Annotated in this window: 25 protein-coding genes, 8 tRNA genes and 1 pseudogene; 2 read left to right on the plus strand and 32 right to left on the minus strand. The window is 42.7% G+C overall.

Annotated elements, in window-relative coordinates; genetic code table 11:
• Window positions 1–10: 10 nt before the first annotated feature.
• The 17 genes from rplE to rpsL all read right to left on the minus strand — a co-directional run bounded on the left by rplE (window position 11) and on the right by rpsL (window position 9,898).
• Window positions 11–553, minus strand: a complete 543-nt coding sequence (rplE, locus tag KE627_RS02660; protein WP_056938934.1) for a 50S ribosomal protein L5 — start codon at window positions 551–553, stop codon at window positions 11–13.
• Between the two features lie 28 nt (window positions 554–581).
• Entirely contained in the window at window positions 582–890 is a 309-nt protein-coding gene (gene rplX, locus KE627_RS02665; RefSeq protein ID WP_013728494.1) for a 50S ribosomal protein L24, read from the minus strand.
• Between the two features lie 30 nt (window positions 891–920).
• Entirely contained in the window at window positions 921–1,289 is a 369-nt protein-coding gene (rplN, locus tag KE627_RS02670; protein WP_013728495.1) for a 50S ribosomal protein L14, read from the minus strand.
• 58 nt (window positions 1,290–1,347) lie between these two features.
• On the minus strand, window positions 1,348–1,614 hold the full coding sequence (gene rpsQ, locus KE627_RS02675; protein WP_013728496.1) for a 30S ribosomal protein S17: 267 nt from the start codon (window positions 1,612–1,614) through the stop codon (window positions 1,348–1,350).
• Between the two features lie 24 nt (window positions 1,615–1,638).
• A complete protein-coding gene (rpmC, locus tag KE627_RS02680) occupies window positions 1,639–1,833 on the minus strand; it encodes a 50S ribosomal protein L29 (protein WP_008855795.1) in 195 nt (64 codons plus the stop codon).
• Window positions 1,823–2,257 (minus strand): 50S ribosomal protein L16, encoded by a 435-nt coding sequence (gene rplP / locus KE627_RS02685; protein ID WP_014940334.1) that lies wholly within the window; start codon window positions 2,255–2,257, stop codon window positions 1,823–1,825. The genes rpmC and rplP overlap by 11 nt, the downstream gene beginning before the upstream one ends.
• A 2-nt stretch (window positions 2,258–2,259) precedes the next feature.
• Window positions 2,260–2,925, minus strand: coding sequence for a 30S ribosomal protein S3 (gene rpsC / locus KE627_RS02690; RefSeq protein WP_013728498.1), 666 nt, complete (start codon window positions 2,923–2,925; stop codon window positions 2,260–2,262).
• A 3-nt stretch (window positions 2,926–2,928) separates the two neighbouring features.
• The gene (gene rplV, locus KE627_RS02695) at window positions 2,929–3,285 is read right to left on the minus strand and encodes a 50S ribosomal protein L22 (RefSeq protein WP_013728499.1); all 357 of its coding nucleotides are present in this window, start codon (window positions 3,283–3,285) and stop codon (window positions 2,929–2,931) included.
• Between the two features lie 18 nt (window positions 3,286–3,303).
• Window positions 3,304–3,579, minus strand: coding sequence for a 30S ribosomal protein S19 (rpsS, locus tag KE627_RS02700; RefSeq protein ID WP_056938935.1), 276 nt, complete (start codon window positions 3,577–3,579; stop codon window positions 3,304–3,306).
• Window positions 3,580–3,630: 51 nt separating this feature from the next.
• The gene (gene rplB / locus KE627_RS02705; RefSeq protein ID WP_211772865.1) at window positions 3,631–4,470 is read right to left on the minus strand and encodes a 50S ribosomal protein L2; all 840 of its coding nucleotides are present in this window, start codon (window positions 4,468–4,470) and stop codon (window positions 3,631–3,633) included.
• Window positions 4,471–4,503: 33 nt separating this feature from the next.
• Window positions 4,504–4,791 (minus strand): 50S ribosomal protein L23, encoded by a 288-nt coding sequence (rplW, locus tag KE627_RS02710; RefSeq protein WP_013728502.1) that lies wholly within the window; start codon window positions 4,789–4,791, stop codon window positions 4,504–4,506.
• The gene (gene rplD, locus KE627_RS02715; RefSeq protein WP_013728503.1) at window positions 4,791–5,414 is read right to left on the minus strand and encodes a 50S ribosomal protein L4; all 624 of its coding nucleotides are present in this window, start codon (window positions 5,412–5,414) and stop codon (window positions 4,791–4,793) included. The genes rplW and rplD overlap by 1 nt, the downstream gene beginning before the upstream one ends.
• Window positions 5,415–5,431: 17 nt before the next feature.
• Window positions 5,432–6,067 (minus strand): 50S ribosomal protein L3, encoded by a 636-nt coding sequence (gene rplC / locus KE627_RS02720; RefSeq protein ID WP_013728504.1) that lies wholly within the window; start codon window positions 6,065–6,067, stop codon window positions 5,432–5,434.
• Between the two features lie 27 nt (window positions 6,068–6,094).
• Complete coding sequence (gene rpsJ / locus KE627_RS02725) at window positions 6,095–6,403, minus strand: 30S ribosomal protein S10 (RefSeq protein WP_013728505.1); 309 nt, start codon at window positions 6,401–6,403, stop codon at window positions 6,095–6,097.
• A 371-nt stretch (window positions 6,404–6,774) separates the two neighbouring features.
• Window positions 6,775–8,877 carry an elongation factor G gene (fusA, locus tag KE627_RS02730; protein ID WP_013728506.1) on the minus strand — a complete coding sequence of 701 codons (2,103 nt, stop codon included), beginning with the start codon at window positions 8,875–8,877 and terminating at the stop codon, window positions 6,775–6,777.
• A gap of 80 nt (window positions 8,878–8,957) precedes the next feature.
• A complete protein-coding gene (gene rpsG, locus KE627_RS02735) occupies window positions 8,958–9,428 on the minus strand; it encodes a 30S ribosomal protein S7 (protein ID WP_013728507.1) in 471 nt (156 codons plus the stop codon).
• 56 nt (window positions 9,429–9,484) lie between these two features.
• The gene (gene rpsL, locus KE627_RS02740; protein ID WP_013728508.1) at window positions 9,485–9,898 is read right to left on the minus strand and encodes a 30S ribosomal protein S12; all 414 of its coding nucleotides are present in this window, start codon (window positions 9,896–9,898) and stop codon (window positions 9,485–9,487) included.
• 248 nt (window positions 9,899–10,146) lie between these two features.
• On the opposite strand from rpsL, the pseudogene KE627_RS12250 reads away from it, so the two are divergent.
• Together KE627_RS12250 and KE627_RS12255 are read left to right on the plus strand one after the other, a co-directional pair.
• A pseudogene (locus tag KE627_RS12250) lies at window positions 10,147–10,383 on the plus strand (prepilin peptidase); the annotation flags it as partial.
• A gap of 51 nt (window positions 10,384–10,434) precedes the next feature.
• The gene (locus KE627_RS12255; RefSeq protein WP_228284300.1) at window positions 10,435–10,833 is read left to right on the plus strand and encodes a prepilin peptidase; all 399 of its coding nucleotides are present in this window, start codon (window positions 10,435–10,437) and stop codon (window positions 10,831–10,833) included.
• A 70-nt stretch (window positions 10,834–10,903) separates the two neighbouring features.
• On the opposite strand, the gene rpoC is transcribed toward KE627_RS12255, so the two are convergent.
• The 15 genes from rpoC to KE627_RS02820 form a co-directional block, all read right to left on the minus strand.
• A complete protein-coding gene (gene rpoC, locus KE627_RS02750) occupies window positions 10,904–14,566 on the minus strand; it encodes a DNA-directed RNA polymerase subunit beta' (protein ID WP_056938936.1) in 3,663 nt (1,220 codons plus the stop codon).
• 18 nt (window positions 14,567–14,584) lie between these two features.
• Window positions 14,585–18,202: a DNA-directed RNA polymerase subunit beta gene (rpoB, locus tag KE627_RS02755; protein WP_041805722.1), complete on the minus strand. Its 3,618-nt coding sequence runs from the start codon at window positions 18,200–18,202 to the stop codon at window positions 14,585–14,587.
• A gap of 247 nt (window positions 18,203–18,449) precedes the next feature.
• Window positions 18,450–20,942, minus strand: coding sequence for an ATP-dependent Clp protease ATP-binding subunit (locus tag KE627_RS02760; protein ID WP_056938937.1), 2,493 nt, complete (start codon window positions 20,940–20,942; stop codon window positions 18,450–18,452).
• Window positions 20,943–20,957: 15 nt separating this feature from the next.
• Window positions 20,958–21,425: a CtsR family transcriptional regulator gene (locus tag KE627_RS02765; protein ID WP_013728513.1), complete on the minus strand. Its 468-nt coding sequence runs from the start codon at window positions 21,423–21,425 to the stop codon at window positions 20,958–20,960.
• 452 nt (window positions 21,426–21,877) lie between these two features.
• Window positions 21,878–21,951: transfer RNA gene (locus KE627_RS02770), tRNA-Pro, on the minus strand.
• Between the two features lie 61 nt (window positions 21,952–22,012).
• Window positions 22,013–22,086: transfer RNA gene (locus KE627_RS02775), tRNA-Pro, on the minus strand.
• Window positions 22,087–22,111: 25 nt separating this feature from the next.
• Window positions 22,112–22,185: transfer RNA gene (locus KE627_RS02780), tRNA-Arg, on the minus strand.
• Window positions 22,186–22,231: 46 nt separating this feature from the next.
• A tRNA-Gly gene (locus tag KE627_RS02785) sits at window positions 22,232–22,303 on the minus strand.
• Between the two features lie 4 nt (window positions 22,304–22,307).
• Window positions 22,308–22,381, minus strand: a tRNA-Thr gene (locus tag KE627_RS02790).
• 33 nt (window positions 22,382–22,414) lie between these two features.
• Window positions 22,415–22,496 (minus strand) — tRNA-Leu (locus KE627_RS02795).
• Window positions 22,497–22,514: 18 nt separating this feature from the next.
• Window positions 22,515–22,587: transfer RNA gene (locus tag KE627_RS02800), tRNA-Lys, on the minus strand.
• Between the two features lie 2 nt (window positions 22,588–22,589).
• A tRNA-Val gene (locus KE627_RS02805) sits at window positions 22,590–22,662 on the minus strand.
• A 319-nt stretch (window positions 22,663–22,981) separates the two neighbouring features.
• A complete protein-coding gene (serS, locus tag KE627_RS02810; RefSeq protein ID WP_056938804.1) occupies window positions 22,982–24,265 on the minus strand; it encodes a serine--tRNA ligase in 1,284 nt (427 codons plus the stop codon).
• Window positions 24,266–24,545: 280 nt separating this feature from the next.
• A complete protein-coding gene (locus KE627_RS02815) occupies window positions 24,546–25,184 on the minus strand; it encodes a deoxynucleoside kinase (protein WP_013728515.1) in 639 nt (212 codons plus the stop codon).
• Between the two features lie 102 nt (window positions 25,185–25,286).
• Window positions 25,287–26,327, minus strand: coding sequence for a tagatose 1,6-diphosphate aldolase (locus KE627_RS02820; protein ID WP_056938803.1), 1,041 nt, complete (start codon window positions 26,325–26,327; stop codon window positions 25,287–25,289).
• Between the last annotated feature and the right edge of the window lie 62 nt (window positions 26,328–26,389).

A 26,389-nucleotide genomic window follows, 5' to 3' on the forward strand; every position in this document is an offset into this window, starting at 1 on the left:
AACCTCCTCTTTATCTGGCAAACGGCATACCGAATTGAACTAACAATTCATGTGACTCTTCGTCGGTATTTGCAGTAGTTACAATTACAATATCCAAACCTCTAACACGGTTAACATTATCGTAATTGATTTCAGGGAAAATCAACTGTTCACGGACACCCAAAGTGTAGTTACCGCGACCATCAAAGGCACGAGTGCTGACACCATGGAAATCACGAACACGTGGTAACGAAACGTTGACTAACTTATCTAAGAAGTCATACATTCTATCTCCACGGAGTGTAACTTTAGCACCGATTGACATTCCTTCACGTAATCTAAATCCGGCAATTGATTTCTTAGCTTTTGTAACCAGTGGCTTTTGGCCTGAAATCAATGCTAATTCAGAAACGGCTTCATCGAGGTTCTTGGCGTTAGTAACAGCGTCTCCAACACCCATGTTAAGAACGATTTTATCGATCTTAGGAGCTTGCATAACTGATTTGTAGCTAAATTTATCCATCATATGTGGTGTAATTTCGCTATTGAATTTTTCTCGTAAACGACTTGACATTTAAAAGGTATCCTCCTTTCGCTAGTGATTAATCGATCGCTTTTTGCGATTTCTTTGAGTAACGTACTTTTTTACCATCTTCAACTTTAATACCAATACGAGTTGGCTCGTTGGTTGATGGGTCAATTAGCATAACATTTGATACGTGAATTGGGGCTTCAGCATCAACAATTCCACCTTGTGGATTCGTCTGAGAAGCTTTTGTATGCTTCTTAACTTTGTTGATTCCTTCAACAATCACACGATCTTTTGAAGCGATAGTTTTAGTAACTGTCCCTTCCTTACCTTTGTCCTTACCACTAATAACACGGACTTTGTCACCAGTTTTAATGAACATCTACGGCACCTCCTTATATCCTGGTTGTGATTACAGTACTTCTGGGGCTAATGAAACAATCTTCATGAAGTTGCTGTCACGTAATTCGCGAGCAACTGGGCCAAAGATACGAGTGCCTTGGGGACTCTTGTCATCACGGATAAGAACCGCAGCATTTTCATCAAAACGAATGTATGAACCATCATTACGACGAGTAACAGCCTTAGTACGGACTACAACAGCTTTAACAACGTCACCCTTTTTGACAACGCCACCTGGTGTTGCTTGTTTAACCGTAGCAACAATAGTATCGCCGATTCCGGCATACCTTCTGGTTGAGCCACCTAAAACCTTAATAGTTAACAATTCTCTTGCACCTGAGTTGTCGGCAACTTTTAAACGACTTTCTTGTTGAATCACAGGTATATCCTCCCTTCATCATTGGATCGAATACGATAATAATGATAATTAAGTAAAGTTAAATAATAACTGCTTTTTCAACAATCTTGATTAAACGGAAACGTTTTGTCTTTGACAATGGACGTGTTTCCATAATTTGAACAAGATCACCGGTTTTAGCTTCGTTATTTTCATCATGAGCCGTAAATTTCTTTGAGTATCTAACACGCTTACCATATGTTGCATGTTTCTTGTAAGTTGAAACTTCAACAGTAATTGTCTTATCACTCTTGTCAGAAACAACGCGTCCTTGATAAACCTTACGCTGGTTACGTTCTTCAGCCATTAATTATACCTCCCTTATCGTATTCTATTTGTTGAGTTCTTGTTGACGAAGTGCAGTCTTAATGCGCGCAATGTTCTTACGAACCTGCTTCAAGCGTGCAGTATTCTCCAACTGGCCAGTGGCTAATTGGAAACGAAGATTGAACAGTTCATCTTTGTAATCTTTTTCTTTATCAATCATTTGAGCAGTGGTTAACTTGCTGATATCTTTAGCCTTCATTTGATTCGCCACCTACTTCCTCACGTTCTATGATCTTAGTGCGAACAGGAAGTTTGTTTGATGCAAGTCGTAATGCTTCATGGGCAGTTGCTTTGTCAACTCCACCAATTTCGAACAATACTTTGCCACGCTTAACTGGTGAAACCCAGCCAGCTGGTGTACCTTTACCATTACCCATTCGAACTCCGACACCTTTTTCAGTATATGATTTATGAGGGAAAATCTTGATCCAAACTTTTCCTCCACGCTTCATGTGACGAGTCATCGCCACACGGCATGCTTCGATTTGACGGTTAGTGATCCAATGAGAATCAAGTGCTTGTAAACCGTATTCACCGAAAGTAACCGTCTTGCCACCCTTGGCAGTTCCACGGAGCTTGCCACGATGTTCACGACGATGCTTTACACGTTTAGGTACTAACATGTTTATTTCCCTCCTTTAGCAGCGTTGCTGTCCTTTGGCTTTTCAGGGAGAACTTCACCACGATAGATCCAAGTTTTTACACCAATTGATCCATAGGTAGTAAAAGCTTCAACCCATGAGTAGTCAATATCTGCTCTTAAAGTATGCAAAGGAACAGTTCCATCTGAGTATGATTCAACACGAGCCATATCAGCACCGTTCAGACGACCAGCAACCTGGGTCTTAATTCCTTTGGCACCGGAACGCATTGTCCGTTGCATTGCTTGACGCATAGCACGACGGAAAGCAACACGGCCTTCAAGTTGACGTGCGATGTTTTCACCAACCAACTTGGCATCCAAATCAGGCTTCTTGATTTCGATGATGTTGATGTGAACTCTCTTACCAGTGAGGTCATTAAGTTCTTTACGAAGATTTTCAACCTCAGATCCACCCTTACCAATGACCATTCCTGGTTTGGCGGTATGAATTGAAACATTAACGCGGTTTGCTGCACGTTCAATTTCAACAGTAGAAACAGACGCATTAGCAAGACGCTTCTCTATATATTTACGAATTTGTAAATCTTCTTTTAAGTAAGCTGCATAGTCTTTACCTGCATACCACTTAGCTTCCCAGTCGCGAATGATTCCAACTCGTAAACCATTAGGATTTATCTTATTACCCACGCGTTATCCCTCCTCTTTTTCTGATACAACAATTGTAATGTGACTTGTCCGCTTGTTGATTGGTGAAGCTGAACCTTTTGCACGAGGACGGAATCGCTTAAGCGTTGGGCCTTCGTTAACAAATGCTTCACTTACAAACAAGTTTTCACTATCTAAATCAAAATTATTTTCTGCATTAGCAACTGCAGATTTAAGAACTTTTGAAACTACCGGAGAAGCACCGCGGGGTGTGAAATCCAAGATTGCGGCTGCTTCAGCAACACTCTTACCTTTGATAAGATCAACTACAAGACGGACCTTACGTGCGGCAATGCGAACAGTTTTGGCAGTTGCTTTTGCTGATGTAACTTGTTCAGCCATTTGTTATCCTCCTTGTTATTAAACAGTCTTCTTATCGTTAGTTCCATGACCATGGAATGTACGAGTGGGTACGAATTCTCCGAGCTTATGACCAACCATGTCTTCTTGAACATATACTGGGACGTGTTTACGACCATCATAAACAGCAAATGTATATCCAATGAAGCTAGGGAAAATCGTTGATCGGCGTGACCAAGTTTTGATAACGGCCTTTTTATCTTGGTCTTTTTGGGCATCTACCTTCTTGAGTAAGTACTCATCGGCGAATGGTCCCTTTTTCAAACTACGACTCATTTTGCAACCTCCTCTGCACAGATATTAATTGTTATTAATAAATGCGTTCTATTACATCTTTGAACCTTTACGACGACGAACAATAAACTTGTCCGAACGTGCTTTCTTAGAACGAGTCTTCTTACCAACTGTCTTCTTACCCCATGGTGATAATGGTGATGGAAGACCAACTGGTGCTTTACCTTCACCACCACCATGAGGGTGATCGTTAGGGTTCATTACAGATCCACGAACATGAGGACGTTGACCCTTGTAACGTGTACGACCAGCTTTACCAACATTGATAAGTTCATGTTCTTCATTACTTACCGAACCAATAGTTGCTCGGTTAGTGCTAAGGATTAAACGAACTTCGCCAGATGCAAGTCTAACAAGTGAATACTTGCCATCTCGACCAAGCGATTGAGCAGATGCACCAGCTGAACGAACAAGCTGACCACCCTTACCAGGCTTAAGTTCAATGTTGTGAATAATTGTACCAACAGGAATGTTGGATAATGGCAATGTGTTACCAGGCTTGATATCAGCATCAACGCCAGATTCAACCTTGTCGCCCACCTTTAATCCCTTAGGTGCAATAATGTATGATTTGATTCCGTCAGTATAAACAATCAAAGCAATATTAGCAGTCCGGTTAGGATCGTATTCAATTGCTTTAACTGTGGCTGTGACATCATCTTTAATTCGCTTGAAGTCAATAATACGATATTGATTCTTGTTACCACCACCACGGTGACGAACAGTCATATGACCGTAATTATTACGGCCGGCTGTTTTACTTTTTGATTCAAGTAAAGACTTTTCAGGCTTACGCTTAGTAATTGCGCTGTAGTCCAAGCTTGTCATATTACGTCTACCATTGCTGGTTGGCTTATATGTTTTAATGGCCAAAACGTGTTCCTCCTATATTAGAGATTTGTTTGATTATTCTTCGTTGAATAATTCGATTTCTTTTGAATCTTCAGTCAATGTAACGATTGCCTTACGACGCTTCTTAGTGTAACCAGCGTAACGGCCTTGGCGCTTGAGCTTGCCACGAACGTTCATGATGTTTACACGGACAACTTTAACATCGAAAATGTCTTCGATGGCCTTTTTAACTTGGGTCTTAGTTGCTCGTAAATCAACATCGAATGTGTATGTCTTGTCGTCCATCTTACTGGTTGTTTCCTCAGTAATAACTGGGCGTAAAATAATATCGCGTGATTCCATTATGCGAGCACCTCCTCTACTTGAGAAAGAGCAGCTTTCGTAATAACAACTTTGTCGTGATCGGCAACATCCAAAGTGTTAATGCCTTGAGCAGAAACAACTTTAACGTTTTCCAAATTACGAGCAGACAGAACTGCCTTTTCGTTGTCGTCTTCCAAAACTACTAATGTCTTAGTTGAAACGTCTAATTTACCTAACAATTCAGCGAATTCTTTAGTCTTAGGTGCATCAAATTGTAAAGTATCAACAACAACCAATTTGTTGTCGGAAACCTTTTCTGATAACACTGACTTCAATGCTAAACGTGAAACCTTCTTAGGCAAACGGTATGAGTATGAACGTGGAGTAGGTCCGAAAACAATTCCACCGCCACGCCATTGTGGTGAACGAATAGAACCTTGTCGAGCTCTACCAGTACCCTTTTGACGCCAAGGCTTCTTTCCACCGCCGCGAACTGCGGAACGGTTCTTAACGGAATGAGTTCCTTGACGTAAAGAAGCACGTTGCATAACAATTGCGTCAAACACAACATTGTTGTTAGGTTCGATGCCGAAGATACCATCGTTTAATGCAACGGTACCATTCTTGCTTCCGTCTTGTTTATATAATGCTACGTCAGTCATCTATGGTTGCCTCCCTTCTACTTGTTTGAGCCGTGAACGGCACTTCTAATTGTGATATATGATTTATTTGCACCAGGTACATTACCCTTAATTAAGAGAACATTGTTGTCAGTATCGGCATTTACGATCTCCAAATTTTGAATGGTAACAGTCTTGTTACCCATTCGTCCAGGCAATTTCATGCCAGGAACAACACGGTTAATAATGACACCGAGTGAACCTGGACGACGGTGATAACGGGAACCATGAGTTTCTGGTCCACGTGATTGGCCGTCTTTATGGATGTTACCTTGGTATCCATGACCTTTTGTGGTTCCAGTTACATCAACGATGTCTCCTGGTTTAAAGATATCTGCTTTAACTTCATCAGATACTTTATAGTCTCCCAGCTCAACATCTTTGATTTCTTTAATGAAGCGCTTAGGAGTCGTATTTGCTTTCTTTGCATGACCTTGTTCTGGCTTATTAGTAAGCACAGTACGTTTGTCTGCATAACCTAATTGAACTGAATCGTAACCGTCATTTTCAACGGTCTTGATTTGCATAATGACATTAGGTGTCACTTCAACGACAGTTACTGGAACTAATTCGCCGTTTTCAGTGAAGACTTGCGTCATTCCAACTTTCTTTCCTAAGATTCCTTTTCTGGCCATGAGTACACCTCCGATATATTGTATTTATTATAGTTTGATTTCAATATCCACACCGCTAGGCAAGTCGAGCTTCATTAATGAGTCAACTGTCTTTGGCGTTGGATTTAAAATATCGATTAATCGCTTGTGAGTCAAAATTTCGAATTGCTCACGAGAATCCTTAAACTTATGTGGTGAAGCTAAAACAGTGTAGATTGTACGATCAGTAGGCAATGGAATTGGACCTGAGATAGTAGCTCCAGTTCTTTGCGCAGTTGCAACAATCTTGTCTGCGGATTGATCAAGGATACGATGCTCGTATGCCTTCAATCGAATACGAATTTTTTGTTTTGCCATTGTGTTCCCTCCTTCGTCTATTTTGAAAATAGGACTAACTCCGTGAAAATTACCGCCAAACCCATGGCAAAGCATCCGGGTGTGTCGCAACCTTTCACATCAAAGCTAATACATATTGCTTTAGGGCAAACTTATCCCTAAAAACAAGTACTCAAATAGTGTACTAAAAAAAGCCGCATAAAACAAGTGTTAACAGCAATTAATTCGTTTTGTAACATTACTGTTACTTGAAAAATGATTTTAACTTCTTTTGATATTCAAATGAACGTAAATAACTTCAACCAATTTATTATACATTGCCGCGGGATGATTTGACAGACCTTTAGTCAAAAAAAGAGACCGGAATTAAATTCCGATCTCTACGTTTGAAATTAATCTTCAGCAGGTTGGTTCCCACCGTTTTTCTTAATAATTTCAGCTTGGATGCTCTTTGGAACTGGCTCGTAATGATCAAATGTCATGGTGAAAGTACCACGGCCTTGTGATGCAGAACGAAGTGTCGTTGCATAACCGAACATTTCAGCAAGTGGAACGAATGAATGAATAACTTCGGCACCGCTTCGGCTTTCCATTCCATCAACCCGTCCACGACGTGCAGTAACTTGGCCCATAACATCACCCATGTACTCTTCAGGGACGTTGATATCAACCTTCATGATTGGTTCCAAGATTACTGGAGCAGCGGTCTTGGCAGCATTACGAAGAGCGATTGAAGCAGCTACCTTAAATGCAGCTTCACTAGAATCGACTTCATGATAACTACCATCATATAACTTGGCTTTCAAATCAATTAATGGGTAACCGGCAAGAACACCGTTAGCCAATGATTCTTTCAAACCTTGTTCTACGGCTGGGATGTATTCACGAGGAACAACACCACCAACGATGGCATCTTCGAATTCGAAGCCTTTTCCTTCTTCGTTTGGTGTAAATTCGATCCAAACATCACCATATTGACCTTTACCACCAGACTGACGGATAAACTTACCTTGAGCCTTGGTTGGCTTGGTAAATGCTTCACGGTATGAAACTTGTGGGGCACCAACAGTGGCTTCCACATGGAACTCACGTTTCATACGATCAATGATGATATCCAAATGCAACTCACCCATTCCGGCAATTAAAGTTTCACCGGTTTCAGGGTTGGTTGTTGCTTTGAATGTTGGATCTTCTTCAGAAAGCTTTTGAAGAGCAACGTTCATCTTATCTTGGTCAGCCTTAGTCTTAGGTTCAACGGCAACCTGAATAACTGGGTCAGGGAATTCCATTGATTCCAAATGAAGTGGATGGTCAACATCAGTCAGTGAATCACCAGTAGTGGTGTTCTTCAAACCAATGGCGGCAGCAATATCACCTGAGAATACTTCTGGAATTTCTTGACGGTGATTTGAATGCATTTGGAGCAAACGACCAACACGCTCACGTTTGTCTTTAGTTGCATTCAAAATATATGAACCTGACTCAAGGGTACCTGAGTAAACACGGATATAAGTCAAACGACCAACGAATGGGTCAGTAGCAACTTTGAAGGCCAAAGCAGCAAAACTGGCGTCATCATTAGCTTTCAGTTCAATCTTGTCACCCGTTGCAGGATCAGTTGCATTGTATGGCTTAACATCAAGTGGTGATGGTAAGTAGTCAATAACAGCATCCATCAACATTTGAACACCCTTGTTCTTGAAGGCTGATCCAGCTAATACTGGGAACAGTTCCAAGTTCAAGGTAGCTTTACGAATAGCAGCCTTGATTTCAGGAATTGGAATTTCTTCACCCTCAAGGTACTTGTTCATAATGTCGTCATCAACATCAGCCAAAGTTTCAACTAATTGGTCACGACGCTTTTTAGCTTCATCCTTATATTCATCAGGAACATCAACTGTATCCCAATTTGAACCAAGCTTATCTTCATCGTAGATGTCGGCCTTCATTTCGATCAGGTCAATAACCCCTTCGAAATCATCTTCAGCACCGATTGGCATCTGGATTGGAAGTGGCTTAGCATTCAAACGGTCTTCAATTGAGCCAACTGAGAAATCAAAGTTAGCACCAACTTTATCCATCTTGTTAACAAAGACGATCCGGGGAACGTCATAATCAGATGCTTGACGCCAAACAGTTTCAGTTTGAGGCTCAACACCCGCTTGGGCATCCAAAACAGCGATAGCACCATCTAAGACACGCAATGAACGCTCAACTTCAACAGTAAAGTCCACGTGTCCTGGGGTATCAATAATGTTGATACGGTGGTCTTTCCATTGAGCAGTTGTGGCAGCTGACGTGATGGTAATCCCACGTTCCTGTTCCTGTGGCATCCAGTCCATTTGTGAAGCACCATCATGGGTTTCACCAATTTTATGAATCTTACCAGTATAGTACAAGATCCGTTCGGTCGTGGTCGTTTTACCAGCATCGATATGGGCCATAATTCCGATATTACGAGTTTTTTCGAGCGGAAACTCTCGTTTGTTAGCCATTGTGTAACTCCTTCCGATTCGTACAAAAAGTGGCTAAATCAGCCACTTATTAGTTTGAGCTGTTTAGAAAAATCCTGAGATTACCAACGATAATGTGCAAAGGCACGGTTGGCTTCAGCCATTCTATGTGTATCTTCACGCTTCTTAACTGATGCACCGGTATTATTAGCGGCATCCATGATCTCACGCGCAAGGCGTTCAGTCATCGTATGCTCACCACGTGAACGGGCATAGTTAACGATCCAACGCAATCCCAAAGTTGTTCGACGATCTGGTCGGACTTCGATTGGAACTTGGTAGTTAGAACCACCAACACGACGAGCCTTAACTTCAAGGACCGGCATAACGTTCTTCATAGCTTCTTCAAAGACGTCAACTGGTTCGTTGTTAGTTTCTTTCTTAATTAAATCAAATGCACCATATAAAATTTGTGATGCAGTTCCACGTTTACCGTCTAACATCAAACGGTTAATTAAACGGGTTACCAATTTTGAGTTATAAATTGGGTCAGGAAGTACTTCCCGCTTTTGAACATTTCCTTTTCTAGGCATTTCGTTATCCTCCTCATGATTCTATAAAACTAAATATTTAGATTGCATTAGTAAGATTATTCTTTAGGCTTCTTTGTACCGTATTTTGAACGACCTTGACGACGGTCTTGAACACCAGCGGTATCAAGTGCACCACGAATAACGTGATAACGAACACCAGGTAAATCCTTAACACGGCCACCACGGATCAAAACAACACTATGCTCTTGTAAGTTATGACCAATACCTGGAATGTAAGCCGTAACTTCAATTAAGTTAGACAAACGAACACGGGCATACTTACGTAAAGCTGAGTTAGGTTTCTTTGGTGTCATAGTACCAACACGAGTTGCAACACCTCGTTTTTGAGGGGCTGGAACAGTAACTTGCTTCTTCTTGAAACTATTGTAAGCATAGTTTAAAGCTGGTGACTTTGATTTTGAAGTTCTAGAATGACGTCCTTTACGGACCAATTGGTTAATTGTAGGCATCTAAAAAGTTCTCCTTTCAAATTTTCAATGTAAGTCCACACATCCAGGCGGTTCTTTTTTATGTAAAAAGAAATGTGTACCGCCCAACACTTTTTGTCATATACAGTCAGCATGTCTGAATATTCAGGAATCTGTCACAAAAAGCACCTTGTCTAATTTATCATGACTGGCCGTTTGTGTCAATGAATCATGTTGAATAATTTAAAACGTAACAACGTACATAAAGTACAGAGGTAAAAACTATGATGATGATTATTCAATTTTTGCTGGGTGCAAGCCTGGCGTCGTTTTTTAATTTGGTTGCTGTCAGACGACAACGCGGGGAATCGATTGTCGCTCCCCGCTCCCATTGTGATTGTTGTGGTGGTCAGCTGAAGAATTTTGATTTAATTCCTGTCTTCAGTTACATCATTTTAATGGGAAAATGTCGTTACTGCAAACAAAAGTTTTCAGCAAATTTGTTCACTGTTGAGTTGGCGGCCGGATCTGTTGCTGCGGGTTTGAATCTTTTTGAGATAAATTGTCTGTACGTTGGCATGTTGATTATTTTAATCGCACTCAGTTCCTTTGACATTGTCGACCAAACAATTCCAACAGACGGAATTATCATGCTGTTGCTTGTCTGCGGATTATCAAACACCCATCCAGTCCAAGAAATTTTGATTGCCATTCTGATCTATCTGCTCATCCAATTTTTAAACCACCACTTTTCCTGGATGGGCAGTGGCGACATCGACATTTATTTTTGCCTGTGGCTGGCACTGGATATTCCAAGCTTACTTTGGCAAACGTTTATTGCTTGCGTCGCTGCACTGCTTTATTTAATTGTTGCGCCGTGGCCGAAAAATTCCAAAATTCCATTTGTGCCATTCATCACCATTGGATTCTATTTAACCCACCAATTCCAATCAATCTTATTACCGTTAATTTCATAGAAAATAAAAAAGGATTCCAACCCATTGCAGGTTGAAATCCTTTTTCAAATTGATTCATTCAATTTAATGATTATTTGGTCGTCTTGCTCTTGTTAGCATCTTCAGCTTTCATTTTTTCTTCAAGCTGGCTAATTGAGTAAACACCATCAGTTGATGAACTACCAATTTCTTCAGGCTTAATTCCTCGGTAATCTGGCATTCCAGTACCTGCAGGGATTAATTTACCAATGATAACATTTTCCTTCAAACCAACCAGTGGATCATTCTTACCACGAATTGCGGCATCAGTAAGAACACGCGTGGTTTCCTGGAATGATGCGGCTGACAAGAAACTATTTGTTTCAAGAGCAGCCTTGGTAATACCAAGTAAGACAGGACGGGCAGTTGCCGGAATTCCACCATTAACAACCGTGTCACCGTTACTTATCTTGAAGTCATTGATATCCATCAAGGTACCAGGCAATACATCAGTGTCACCAGGATCCATGATACGAACCTTACGAAGCATCTGACGAATCATGATTTCCACATGCTTATCAGCCACTTCCACACCTTGCATCCGGTAAACTTTTTGAACTTCATGAAGCAGGTAGTTTTCAGTTGAGAGAACATCTCTAACCTTCAACAATTCCTTAGGATCAACAGAACCTTCATTGAGAGCTGAACCACGGTGAATGTAGTCACCTTCAGCGACTCTCATTCGAGCTGTGATCGGAACGGTGTAAGTTCGAGTATCAGATTCACCTTTAATGGTAATTTCTTTTGTTCTTTCAGCAGGATTTTCTTCAATTGACTCAACTGTACCAGTAACTTCACTGATCTCAGCTTTACCTTTTGGATTACGTGCTTCAAAGATTTCTTGAACACGAGGAAGTCCTTGGGTAATATCGGCGTTACCAGCAACACCACCAGTATGGAAGTTACGCATTGTCAACTGGGTACCAGGTTCACCGATTGATTGAGCAGCAACAGTACCAACCGCTTCACCAACTTCAACCTCATCACCAGTAGCCATGTTACGACCATAACATTTCTCACAAACACCGTGGATGGTGTTGCAAGTAAATGCTGAACGAATCGTAACTTCCTTGATTCCAAGGTCATCAATCTTAGTAGCCTGATCCTCAGTGATCATGGTGTTTGCAGGAACAATCACATCGCCAGTCTTAGGGTTCTTAACGGTTTTGTGAGCATAACGGCCAACAATTCGATCATACAATGGTTCGATCATTTCGTTACCTTCAGTAATTGCACTGATAGTCAGGCCACGATCGGTCCCACAGTCCTTTTCACGAACGATGACATCTTGAGCCACATCAACCAAACGACGGGTCAAGTAACCAGAGTTGGCAGTCTTAAGAGCAGTATCGGTCATTCCTTTACGAGCCCCATGGGTTGAAATGAACATTTCCAAAACAGTCAGACCCTCACGGAAGTTGGAAGTAATTGGCAATTCCATGATTTCACCGTTAGGAGCAGCCATCAAGCCACGCATACCAGCCAACTGAGTAAAGTTTGAAATGTTACCACGGGCACCAGAGTCACTCATCATAAAGATAGGGTTCTGTGGATCTTGGTTTTCCAACAGACGCTTTTGAATGTCATCCTTGGCGTCATTCCAAATACCAATGACTCGTTCATAACGTTCGTGGTCGGTAATCAGACCACGACGGAACTGCTTGGTAACCATATCCACCTTTTTATGGGCGGCGTCGATAATTTCTTGCTTATCAGGCAACTGAGTGATATCGGTAATTCCAACGGTCAAACCAGACTTGGTTGACTCGTTGTAACCCAGATCCTTCATTCTATCCAACAAGAATGAAGTTTCAGTCACTTTGTAGATCTTGTAAACTTCGGCAATGATATCACTTAAGAAGCCTTTCTTGAATGGCAGGATTAATTTGGCATTCTTCAGATGCTCATGAATGTCCTCACCTGGTTCAAGGAAGAATTTGTCATCAACATAACCATTCAAATTGGTTTCTGAAGGTTCGTTAATGAATGGGAAATCTTCTGGCAAAATCTCATTGAAGACAATCTTACCAACGGAGGTTACCAAAATTTTTCCAAGTTGATCCTTTGTAAAGGTCTTCTTTGGATATGCGGAAGCCTTGATTCCAACACGTGTGTGCCAGTGAACGATTCCGTTCTTAAATGCCAATTGTGCTTCGTCAGGTGAGTTAAAGATCATTCCCTCACCTTCGCGGCCGGCTTCCTCCATGGTCAGGTAATAGTTACCGATAACCATATCTTGAGATGGGGTAACAACTGGCTTCCCATCCTTAGGTGCCAGAATATGGCCGGCAGCTAGCATCAGCAAACGTGATTCAGCTTGGGCTTCATCAGACAACGGAACATGGATGGCCATTTGGTCACCATCAAAATCGGCATTGTAGGCTTCACAAACCAATGGATGAAGCCGCATCGACTTACCACTTACCAGTACGGGTTCAAAAGCTTGAATTCCCAAACGGTGAAGTGTAGGCGCCCGGTTCAACAGAACTGGGTGTTCCTTGATAACATCTTCCAAGACACTGAAAACATCGTCATCTTGGCGTTCAATTTTGCGTTTGGCGTTCTTAATGTTGGATGCCAAATTGCGACCAACCAATTCCTTCATAATAAATGGCTTGAATAATTCCATTGCCATTGGAACTGGTAATCCCATTTGGTTCATCTTCAAATGAGGGCCAACATCGATAACGGAACGGCCAGAATAATCAACACGCTTACCAAGCAAGTTCTGACGGAATCGTCCCTGCTTACCTTTAAGCATGTGAGAAAGTGACTTCAATGGGCGGTTACCTGGTCCGGCAACTGGACGGCCACGACGACCGTTATCAATCAAAGCATCAACGGCTTCTTGAAGCATCCGTTTTTCGTTTTGAACGATAATTCCAGGTGCATTCAGGTCAAGCAATCGTTTCAAACGATTATTACGGTTAATTACCCGACGGTACAAATCATTCAAATCAGAAGTGGCGAAACGGCCACCTTCAAGTTGAACCATTGGTCGTAAGTCAGGTGGGATAACTGGGATTGCATCCATTACCATCCATGAAAGTTCATTTCCGGATTGGACGAAAGCTTCCAAAATATCGAGTCGACGAACGGCACGGGTCCGCTTTTGACCGGTTGCATTCTTCAATTCATCTTTTAATTCGGTAACTTCTTTTTCAACATCGACATCTTCAAGCAGTGTCTTGATGGCTTCGGCACCAATTTGAGCTGAGAACCGAGGACCATATTCCTGCTTCTTTTCGCGGTATTCACGTTCTGAAAGCAACTGCTTCTTTTCCATTGGCGTGTTACCTGGTTCGGTAACAACGTATGAAGCGAAGTAAATGATTTCTTCAAGTGCACGAGGGCTCATGTCCAAGACAAGACCCATTCGACTTGGGATTCCTTTGAAGTACCAGATGTGAGTAACTGGAGCTGCCAGTTCAATATGGCCCATCCGTTCACGACGAACCTTTGAACGGGTGACTTCAACTCCACAACGGTCACAAACGATTCCCTTATAACGGATCCGCTTGTACTTACCGCAGGCACATTCCCAGTCCTTGGTAGGACCGAAAATCCGTTCATCAAACAAACCATCTTTTTCTGGTTTTAAAGTTCGGTAGTTAATGGTTTCAGGCTTTTTAACTTCACCATATGACCAACTACGAATCTTATCAGGAGAGGCTAGTCCAATCTGCATACTTTCGAATTTATTAACATCGACCACTAGTTTGACCTCCCATTTCTAGTCATTACTGTTGTTAACGTTGGTTGATTTACTTGGTGTTTCAACTTGATCAGCAGGTTGTTTAGCTGCATGATCTTCCTGCTCTTTCTTCTTGTCAGCCAATTTGCTCAATGCGTCAACGTTTACAACGTCGTCATCGTCATCAAGATCACGAAGTTCAATCTCTTTATGACTCGCATCGAGAACCTTCATATCAAGGCCTAATGACTGCAATTCCTTAACAAGAACCCGGAATGATTCCGGTACACCCGGCTTTGGAATTGGCTCACCCTTCACAATGGCTTCGTAGGTCTTGACACGGCCAACAACGTCATCTGATTTGTAAGTCAAGATTTCTTGGAGAGTATATGCGGCACCATAAGCTTCAAGTGCCCAAACTTCCATTTCACCAAAACGCTGGCCACCAAATTGTGCTTTACCACCAAGTGGTTGTTGGGTAACCAATGAGTAAGGTCCAATTGAACGTGCATGGATCTTATCGTCAACCATGTGGGCCAACTTAAGATAATGCATGACACCAACGGCAATCTTCTTATCGAATGGTTCACCAGTTCGGCCATCATACAAGATGTACTTACCATCTGAAGGCATGCCGGCTTCTTTAACTGCATCCCAGATATCTTTATCACGAGCACCATCAAAAACAGGTGTTGCAACGTGAATTCCGAGTCTGCGGGCAGCCATTCCCAAATGGAGTTCCAAAACTTGTCCAATGTTCATCCGTGATGGCACACCCATGGGACTCAACATGATGTCAACTGGTGTCCCATCAGGCAAGAATGGCATATCTTCTTCTGGAATAACAACAGAAACAGTACCCTTGTTACCGTGACGGCCGGACATCTTATCACCAACTTGAATCTTACGTTTTTGAGCGATGTAGACACGAACCATCTTATTAACACCAGGTGAAAGCTCATCCCCGTTTTCACGAGTGAAGATCTTAACATCCTGGATGATTCCGCCGCCACCATGAGGAACTCTCAATGAGGTATCACGAACTTCTCGTGATTTCTCACCAAAGATTGCGTGAAGCAAACGCTCCTCAGCTGATAATTCAGTCACACCTTTAGGGGTAACTTTACCAACCAAGATGTCACCATCATGAACTTCGGCACCAATTCGAACAGTACCATCTTCATCAAGGTTCTTCAAAGCATCTTCACCAACGTTAGGAATTTCTCGAGTCATTTCCTCAGGTCCTAATTTGGTGTCGCGAGTTTCTGATTCGTACTCTTCAATATGAATTGAAGTGTAAACGTCATCTTTAACCAGACGTTCGCTGATCGCGATGGCATCTTCGAAGTTGTATCCTTGCCAAGTCATAAATGCAACGACAGGGTTTTGGCCAAGTGCCAATTCTCCGCCTTCCATTGATGGGCCATCTGCTAAGATTTCGTCAGCATCAACTCGGTCGCCAACCTTCACGATTGGACGCTGGTTGTAGTTCTTACCGCCATTTGAACGACGGAATTTCATTAATTTATATTTATCAAGGGACTTGTCGTCACGACGTACTCGAATTTCACGAGCATCAACGTATTCAACAGTTCCTTCATTCTTACAGATCAGTGCAACACCAGAATCATGAGCGGCCTTGTATTCGATACCAGTACCAACAAGTGGTGCATGAGGATCGATCAAAGGAACGGCCTGACGCTGCATGTTGGCACCCATCAAAGCACGGTTGGAGTCATCGTTTTCCAAGAAAGGAATACATGCAGTGGCCACGGCAACTACTTGCTTAGGCGAAACATCCATGTAATCGACCTTGTCGATACCAATTTCAATGTTGTTTGACTTGTGACGGGCCATAACGATGTTATTGACAAACGAACCATCATCATTCAATGGTGAGTTGGCCTGGGCAATAACAAAGTTATCTTCTTCGTCAGCAGTCAAATAATCAATTCGATCAGTAACCTTATGAGTGGTCCAATCAACACGCCGGTATGGTGTTTCAATGAAACCATATTTGTTAACCCGAGCGTAACTGGACAAACTGTTAATCAATCCAATGTTAGGGCCTTCAGGGGTTTCAATCGGACACATCCGGCCATAGTGGGTATAGTGAACATCCCGGACTTCATATCCGGCACGGTCACGAGTCAAACCACCAGGTCCAAGGGCAGACAAACGACGCTTATGAGTTAATTCACCAAGCGGGTTGGTCTGGTCCATGAATTGAGAAAGCTGTGATGAACCAAAGAATTCTTTGATTGAGGCAACAACTGGACGAATATTGATCAATTGTTGTGGTGTCACAGTTGAAGTATCCTGAATTGACATTCTTTCACGAACAACTCGTTCCATCCGTGACAGGCCAATTCGGAACTGGTTCTGCAGCAATTCACCGACTGAGCGAATTCGACGGTTACCCAAGTGATCAATATCATCAATTGAACCAATGCCTTCTTGAAGGTTAAAGAAGTAGTTCATTGCTGAAATGATGTCAGCTGGAGTAATGTGCTTGAAGCTCAATGGAATGTTGTCATTACCAATTAAAGGAACCACTCGGTCAGGATCGTTAACTGATTGAACTTTAATGATTTGAACAGTCATTGGTTCAGTCACAACGGCTTCATCTGAAGGGGTAAAGGTGTAAGCTTTAAATTCATCGTTATCAAGGAATGGTGCCAAGTCCTTCATAACATCTTTCGTGACAACGGTGCCCTTTTGAGCAATCACTTCACCGGTATCAGGATCGGCAAGGGTTTCAGCCAGTGTCAAACCTAACAGGCGGTTCTTTAAGCTCAGTTTCTTGTTGGTCTTGTAACGGCCAACGGGCGCCATGTCATAACGTTTTGGATCAAAGAAACGAGCAGTCAGCAAGCTTCTTGATGAATCAGCAGTCTTAGGCTCACCTGGACGTAGACGTTCGTAAATATCCTTCAGTGACTCTTCAACACGTGAATCGTCAGTGTCTTTATGAACATCTTTTTCCAAGGTCAAACCTAAACTGTCGTTGTCGCCCAAGATGTCAATGATTTCTGAATCACTGCCAAAGCCGAGGGCTCTAATTAATTCTGTTAAAGGAATTTTTCGTGTTCGATCAATTCGAACGTACGCGATATTTTTTGCATCGGTTTCAAATTCAAGCCAAGCACCTCTGTTAGGAATAACAGTAGTACCAAATGAATCACGGCCATTCTTATCTTTATCAGCATGGTAATAAACGCCGGGTGAACGAACCAATTGTGAAACAATTACTCGTTCAGCACCATTAATAATAAATGTTCCTTGATCAGTCATTAATGGAAAATCGCCAAAAAACACATCTTGCGTCTTAATTTCGCCAGTCTCATGATTGGTTAATTTTAAGGTAATGTGAAGTGGAGCAGAATAGTTTGCTTCGTGTTCACGCGCCTCATCAACGGTGTACTTTGGTGTTAATAATTGATAATCGACAAACTCTAAAGAAAGCTTGCCCTGAAAGTCATCGATTGGCATAATGCCGTCGAAGGTTTCCTTAAGTCCCTCATGTAAAAACCAGTTGTAAGAATTAGTCTGGATTTCAATCAGGTTCGGTAAATCAAGCACTTCTTTAATTCGTGCATAACTTCGTCGGGTACGGTGTTTTCCATATTTAACTAAATGTCCTGCCAAGTTTTTCACCTCTCCAAAAAATTCCGGAATCGAAATGTTACAGTTTGATTACAAATGCACTTTTTAGCACATCTGACCGGGTTTTGGGCAAAAAAAATCCAAAAACAAGACTTTCTTGCTTTTGGCTTTTTATGCAGGCCAACCCGGACAATAGATCGCGTCGACCATTTCGATTCACAACAAATACAGTTAAAAGAATAACAATTTATAGAAGTAAAGTCAACCTTTTAGACCATGGTTCATTTTGAATCGCAATTTATTTTTTATCATTCACTAAAGTTTTGCGTTCCGGCTTCTTCACCGAAATGGTAATCTGGTTGTTTCTACCGCCAACAGTGACTGAGTCGCCAGGGACAATTTCCTTGGCAAGCAACTTGGCACTTAAATTATCCTCGAGTTCAGTTTGAATTGCTCTTCTGATTGGACGAGCACCGTACTCAGGGTCAAAACCACGCTTGGAAATAATCCCGATTGCAGTCTTGGTAATCTTAATGTCAATGCCTTGATCGTGAATCCGCTTGATAACCGGTTTGGCCATCAGGTAAACAATTTGATCAAGTTCGTCCTTGGTCAATGAGTGGAAGACAACCACTTCATCAATTCGGTTCAGGAATTCAGGACGGAAGCGTTGTTTGAGGGCAGCTTGAATCGTGTCCTTCATTGCTGCATAGCCTTCCTTGGCATCCTCTTGACCAAATCCAACAGTCTTCTTATCCCGCAATGTGGTTGCACCCAGGTTGGAAGTCATGATGATAACGGTGTTTCTGAAATCAATCTTTCGACCCTTGGCATCCGTCAAGTAACCATCATCAAGAACTTGAAGCAAGAGGTTGAAGACATCAGGATGAGCCTTTTCAACTTCATCAAAAAGCACAACTGAGTATGGCTTTTGACGAACCTTTTCGGTTAACTGGCCACCTTCATCGTAGCCAACGTAGCCGGGAGCAGAACCAATCAGACGACTGGTTGAATATTTCTCCATAAATTCACTCATGTCAACTCGAATCATGTCCTCTTCAGAACCAAAGACTGCTTCGGCCACCGCCTTTGCCAACTCGGTTTTACCAACACCGGTCGGTCCTAGGAACATGAAGGAACCAATTGGACGGTTCGGATCTTTCAAACCGCTTCGAGCCCGACGAATCGAACGAGAAACCGCTGAAATTGCTTCTTCCTGACCAACGACCCGCTTGTGAAGAATCTTTTCCAAGTTGACTAAGCGGTCAGCTTCGGTACTGCTCAAACGAGTAACCGGAATCCCAGTCCACTCGCCCACGATTTCAGCAACGTCTTGTGGCGTTTCCTTAACGGGGTAATGCGCATCCTCTGAGCCTTCCTCGGAATCATTATCTTGAGCAAGTTCATCCTGTAACTGATTCGTTTGTTTGCGAATCTTAGCAGCTTTTTCGTAATCTTGGGCTACCAAGGCTTCATTTAATTCTGATAACAAATCTGACAGTTTCTTATGATCATCAACGGCATCAGATTTTTGAAGGTGATCAATTCGAACTTTGGCAGCTGCCTCATCCATTAAATCGATCGCCTTATCAGGTAAGAATCGGTCGCTGATGTAGCGGTTGGAAAGGTTAACCGCAGTTTCAATGGCGTCATCAGTAATTTCAACGTGGTGATGTTGTTCATACTTTGGCCGTAGACCTTTGAGAATTTCCACCGTTTCATCAGTCGTTGGCTCATCAACCATAACTTTGGCAAATCGACGCTCCAATGCAGCATCAGATTCAATGTACTTTTGGTACTCGTCCAAGGTTGTGGCACCAATTAATTGGAGCTCACCCCGGGCCAATGCCGGCTTCAAAATGTTGGAAGCGTCAATCGCACCTTCTGCACCACCGGCACCGATCAAAGTGTGTAATTCATCGATGAACAGAATAATGTTGCCATCTTGGTAAATTTCATCAATCACTTTCTTGAGTCGGTCCTCAAATTCACCACGGTATTTGGTACCGGCAACCAGTGAGCCCATGTCAAGCATCATCAAACGCTTCTTGGACATGTCACCAGGAACGTCGCCGCTGACAATCCGTTCTGCCAAGCCTTCAGCGATGGCAGTTTTCCCAACACCGGGTTCACCAATTAAAACAGGGTTGTTCTTTGTCCGACGAGCTAAAATTTGAATCACGCGTTTAACTTCGAGATCCCTGCCGACGGTTGGGTCAAGACGGTCTTGACGGGCCATTTCAGTGAGGTCACGAGCCAATGAATCAATTGTTGGTGTCTTTGAGTCAGCTGGCTTTTGTTGACGGCCACGTTGTTTGGAAGCCAGGTTTGAGGCCATTGAGCCACCACTGATGCCCATTTTTCGAAGGGTTACTTTTCTAATTTGTGATAGATCGAGTCCCAAGTTAATCAGAATACGGGAAGATAAAATGGTCTCATCAGTCAGAAGTGAAAGCAAAATGTGCTCGGTTCCAACCTTTGGAACACCGTTCTTCTTGGCGAATTCTCCTGCTTGAGCCAAAACTTCCTTTGCCTTTGGAGAGTATGGTAGATAATCGTTACTGCTAAGGTCCTTAAGGTTGCCATAGCCGGCGAAACGCTCTACTTCTTCAGTGACATCTTCGGCAGTTACTGAAAACTGCTGAAGCGCCTTGTAGGCAATTCCATTCGTTTCGATCAGTAAGCCTAATAGAAGATGTTCAGTTCCAATTGCTTGGTGCTTGAATTTCTTGGCTTGTTCTTGTGCAATGGTCAAAACGTTCTTAGCACTCGGAGTAAATAAATTATTCATAGATACCCTCTCTTTCTATCGTTCGTATCGCAGCCGGTTCAATATCGACACCATGATATTGGCACGTAAAATGTCGGTTAAATCGCTGTTATTCAGGTCAATTGCATCTTTGTCAATCGCAGCTAATATGATGCTCACCTCGCGACGATTAATTAATTCATTATTATATAACGTTTGAACGATCGTTTCACTATCCCGCTTCGATAATTTGTTACCAATTGCGGCAATTAATGAATTCAAAACGTCAATGTCATCTAATAAATGAACTTTTTCTATTCTAATGTAGCCGCCACCACCACGTTTACTTTCCACAATATAACCATTCTGGATCGTGAAACGCGTGTTGATTACATAGTTAATCTGAGACGGTACAACGTCAAACAGCCCAGCAATTTCAGAACGACGAATTTTAACCTGCTCGTTCTCGGCAAGGATTTCTTTGAGATAATGTTCAATTAAATCAGAAATGTTTTCGTCCGCCATGTAATCACCCAATTCTTTGACTAATATTGACTATTATTATACGAATGTGACGCCAAAGTGCAAGGAAAGTGTTTGAGAGTGCGACATGCCCTGGGTGACCCCGGAGCACAAAGCGGAAACATCAATGGTGAACGAACCTTGTTCATCGTTGATGTTTCCGCTTTGTGTGGTAGGGGTCAAGGGCATCGGAGCACGTTTAGAGTCGGGATCTCTTCACTTATGCAGTAGGACTCTGGGGTGTCGGAGCGTATTTTCGAAGTGGGATAAAGCAGAAAGAAGCAAAACGATCGTGCATTTAAACTGACCCATTCTAAAATCAAAACATACCAGAAAGTCACATCAACACCAGCAACCACGATTGCCGTTCGCCGAGATGTCAAAAAAGGCCAGAACCAAAGTACAGTTCTGACCTCAAACACGATTCAATTAATATGTAATTTCCCACAAAAAAATCGGGAAAACAAGATTTGAACTTGCGACCCCTACGTCCCGAACGTAGTGCTCTACCAAGCTGAGCTACTTCCCGATGATTTAAGTACTATTGAGTTAACAATATAAATATACCATATGATCTATGTTAAACAAAGTCGGGAAGACAGGATTCGAACCTGCGACCCCCTGGTCCCAAACCAGGTGCTCTACCAAGCTGAGCTACTTCCCGAAAAGGAATTCATTGCAATAAAAAATGCACCCAGTAGGAGTCGAACCTACAACCTTCTGATTCGTAGTCAGACACTCTATCCAATTGCGCTATGGGTGCATAATAAGTATTAAATTAAGGAACCTCAATCATAGTACTTGATTGAAGCGGAAGACGGGATTCGAACCCGCGACCCCCACCATGGCAAGGTGATGTTCTACCACTGAACTACTTCCGCAAAATGCCGACTAGACGATTCGAACGCCCGACCTCTTCATTACTAGTGAAGCGCTCTAACCAACTGAGCTAAGTCGGCAAAATGTATAAATTGTTAGGTAACTAGCACCTATGCGGGCGAAGGGATTCGAACCCCCACGTCATAAGACACTAGAACCTAAATCTAGCGCGTCTGCCAGTTCCGCCACGCCCGCATTGTTAAAAACTGGCAATGAGCCGTGGCAGTCTCGAACTGCCGACCCTCTGATTAAAAGTCAGATGCTCTACCAACTGAGCTAACGGCTCAATGGAGGATACAGGGATCGAACCTGTGACCTCCTGCTTGTAAGGCAGATGCTCTCCCAGCTGAGCTAATCCTCCATGAAACTAAATGAATCAAATGTTGGTAGCAACATCATCAACACAACTATTAAATTTTACAATACCAATCAACTCAAGTCAAGATGAATTTTAAAAAATCCTGATTGGTTAGCCGTTAGTTAATAACGTCTTTTTCCGACAAAAAATATTATATCCTATCTCGGAAAACATTGCTAGTCCAATTTTGAATTAATTGGATTTTTATTCGTGATAAATAAAAAGGCGAAGGACAGTCAGCCGTCCTTCGCCTTGCTCCTGGTACGATAATCACGCCCACATTCAAAATTCATCATGCGGTAGGATTGATTTCATCCAAAAACTAGTTTTGCTTTTCAATTTTAGTCATGCCGTGCATATATGGCCGCAATACTTCCGGGATCGTGACGCTGCCATCTTCATTCTGATAATTTTCCAGAATGGCGGCCACCGTTCTGCCGACTGCCAGTCCAGAACCATTTAAAGTATGAACAAAGTGAAGCTTCCCTTCATCATCCCGATACTGGATGTGTGCTCGGCGAGCCTGGAAGTCTGTACAGTTTGAACAGCTGGAAATTTCCCGGTACTTATCCTGGGCTGGGAACCAAACTTCCAGATCGTGGGTCATAGCGGCTGTGAAGCTCATATCACTCGTCGTCAATGTAATAACGTGGTAAGCCAACCCGAGTTTTTGCAGGTTAACTTCTGCTTGGTGGGTAATCTCTTCCAGTGCCTTCCACGAGTCTTCGGGCTTGGTAAATTTCACCATTTCAACCTTGTTAAATTGGTGTAATCGAATCAGCCCCTTGGTATCACGGCCCGCACTTCCTGCTTCCGATCGGAATGCCGGTGACAAGGCCGTAACCGATACCGGCAGCTTTTCTGTCGGAATAACTTCATTGCGATAATAGTTAACCAATGGAACTTCGGCAGTTGGAATCAGGGTTAAATCACTGTCCTGAATCTCATAGCCGGATTTGTTCTCCAAAAATTTTGGAAATTGCCCGGTGCCATACATTGAATCATTATTAACCATGTAAGGTGGAATCACTTCGGTATAACCGGCAGCGGTATTTTGGTCGAGGTAGAAGTTGTAAACGGCCCGTTCCAGTAAAGCCCCGTCGCCAATATAGTAAACAAACCGGCTGCCGGACACTTTTGCGGCCCGCTCAAAGTCAAGGATGCCAAGATTTTCACCGATTTCCCAATGGTGTTTTGGTTCAAAATCAAATGACGGGATCTGACCAATCTTACGAAGCTCAACGGATCCTTCTTCTGTGAGTGACACCGGGACATCATCATGAGGTATGTTTGGCAGATGAGCAGCCAAATTGTGTTCATCTTCCTCAACTTGACGCAATTGCTCGTCAAGTTCCTTAATCCGTTGGCCCACCTGTTTCATTTGGTTGATGGCCTCAGTTGCATCCTCTTTATTGCGCTTCTTTTGTGAAATCTGGTCAGAAACGGCATTCCGCTTTGCTTTGAGGGACTCGGATTCAACGATCAAATCACGACGTTTGGCATCGTAGCCCACTAATTCATCAATGGTTTCGGGCTTGATTCCCCGCGTAGCGAGCTTTTCTTTGGTAAAATCTGGATCTTTTCTGATTTTCTTAATATCTAACATTTCAAATCCTCCCAATCTGTATACAAAAAGGACCCCTCGTCTATGGGACGAAGGATCCTTTTCGCGGTACCACCCAAGTTCTCGACAATCTTGCCGAGCTCTCAAAGTATGGTAACGGCATACACCGTGCAGCATTACCTGCCCGTTCACTTGTGCTGGAATATTCGATGACAGTTCACACCAACCACTGTCTCTCTGAAATCTACTTAATAGGCACAAAACGTTTTATCTGAAATCGATTATAACGAATCAATCCCTAAACCACAAGAGCGGTCTGAAATTAAATTGCCAACTTATCCACTTTGGCGTCGATTAGATCGATCACCTTGTGTTTATCGGCATCATTTTCAACAAAATCATACTTGTCACCGTCAATTTGAATCTTAGGTGATTTGTCATATTCTTGGTACCACGTCTGGTAGCGGGCATTCAAATCTTTATAGTATTGGTACAAATCGGGATCATTATCAATCTGCTCATAAGAACGGCCGCGCTTTTGAATCCTTCTTAACATCGTTTCAAACGAGATGTTAATGTGGATCAATAAATCGGGGTTCTTGCTGTGATCGGTTTGTGGCATCTCCTGCATCATGTTCTCCAGCAATGAGTCGTAAATTGTCACCTCAGTTTCGGTGGCCCGGCCCAAGTCGGCATTCAAATGGAAGAGGAGTGAATCTTCAAAAATTGACCGATCCAACACACTCTCGTCATTTTGCCAAGCTTTTTTAATGTCATCCATCCGACGGTTTAAAAAATCAATTTGGAGCAAGAAGGCATACTTCTTGGGATCCTTATAAAACAACGGCAGGATCCGGTTGTGTTCAACTGATTCATAATAGGCAGGCGTGCCCAAATGTTGCGACAGCATCTTGGTCAGTGATGTCTTTCCGGCACCAATCGTTCCAGCAAGTACAAGCATAATTATTCCCCTAACGTTTTTGCGTGCAATCATCGCACAATATTTTATCAACGCTACATATTGTACTAGTTAGAAGAGATAGGTGCAACATATTGTGGAAATTTAGTTAATGTTTGAGACGTCAACCACTTGGATGTTGCCCAAACCACCGTACGCTTCAAACCACGGTGTGGCATTCTCAGACAAGATCTGGGTTAATTCAGTGACGTTTCTGGTTCCCTTGCGTTTGAGCCAGTCAACCAGGCCGTCTTTACCGTCACGAATGTAAATGTCGACACCTTCCAACCAAGTTGCCCGACCGCTTAAGACACCGTTAAACTTGGCACCGGCATCTCCAGCCAGCTTCAATTCCCGTTGGAAAACAGGGGTCGGCACACCGGCACTCAAGAAAATAAATGGGCGGGTCGCCTCGTCGCTCAACTCTTTGAGACAGCCCTTGGCTTGGTCTTCGGTGTAGGCGTAATCGCCACCATCAGCCCATTCTTTGACGTAGGTCGGGTTAAATGGAATTTCCATCTTCAAAACGTCAATGTGATATTTCTCCTTGGTGAATTCCATCATTGACTGCAGCACCAGATCAGGCTTGATCTTGGCAAAATCCAACGACTTGCTGTCGTAACGGTCGTCGTAAGTGACAATTTCAAAGAAGGTTGGCGTCTGGGCTGCCAAACCTTCCGTCCCGTATCGTTCAGCGAACGCTTTTTTAACGTCGTTGATTTCATCAGGATCATTGGGATTGTAGTAGACCAATACCTTAAGGGCATCTGCTCCCTTCTCAACCATAATTTGAGCTGATTGATCAGAAATCAAGCTTGGTAATCGTCCCGGGGTGTCGGCATCGTATCCAGTCTTTTCATAAGACATAATCAGACCAGTGTCTTTAGCCTTGGCCTGGATCCCCTTGAAACCCATTTGTTCGTCCAAAAGCACGGCAGAACTCAGTGGACTCAAGATTTCAGAGACAATCTCCTTGAAATCATAGACCATCTTCATACTGAAAAGCTTCCCGTATTTTTCGGAGGCCGTTTTCATTCCCTTAACAAGTGATCCACGTTGGTCTAACGCCAATGCATCGATAATGTTCTGATCATTGGACAATTTGTTCATTCTTTCAAATTTACCTTTTGACATAAACTTTTTCATATATCTTTCACCTCATATTTTTAATATACCAATTGGTAAAATTGTACCAAACATTATGCCCC

This window comes from Lentilactobacillus buchneri, assembly GCF_018314255.1.
GTDB classification, from domain to species: domain Bacteria; phylum Bacillota; class Bacilli; order Lactobacillales; family Lactobacillaceae; genus Lentilactobacillus; species Lentilactobacillus buchneri.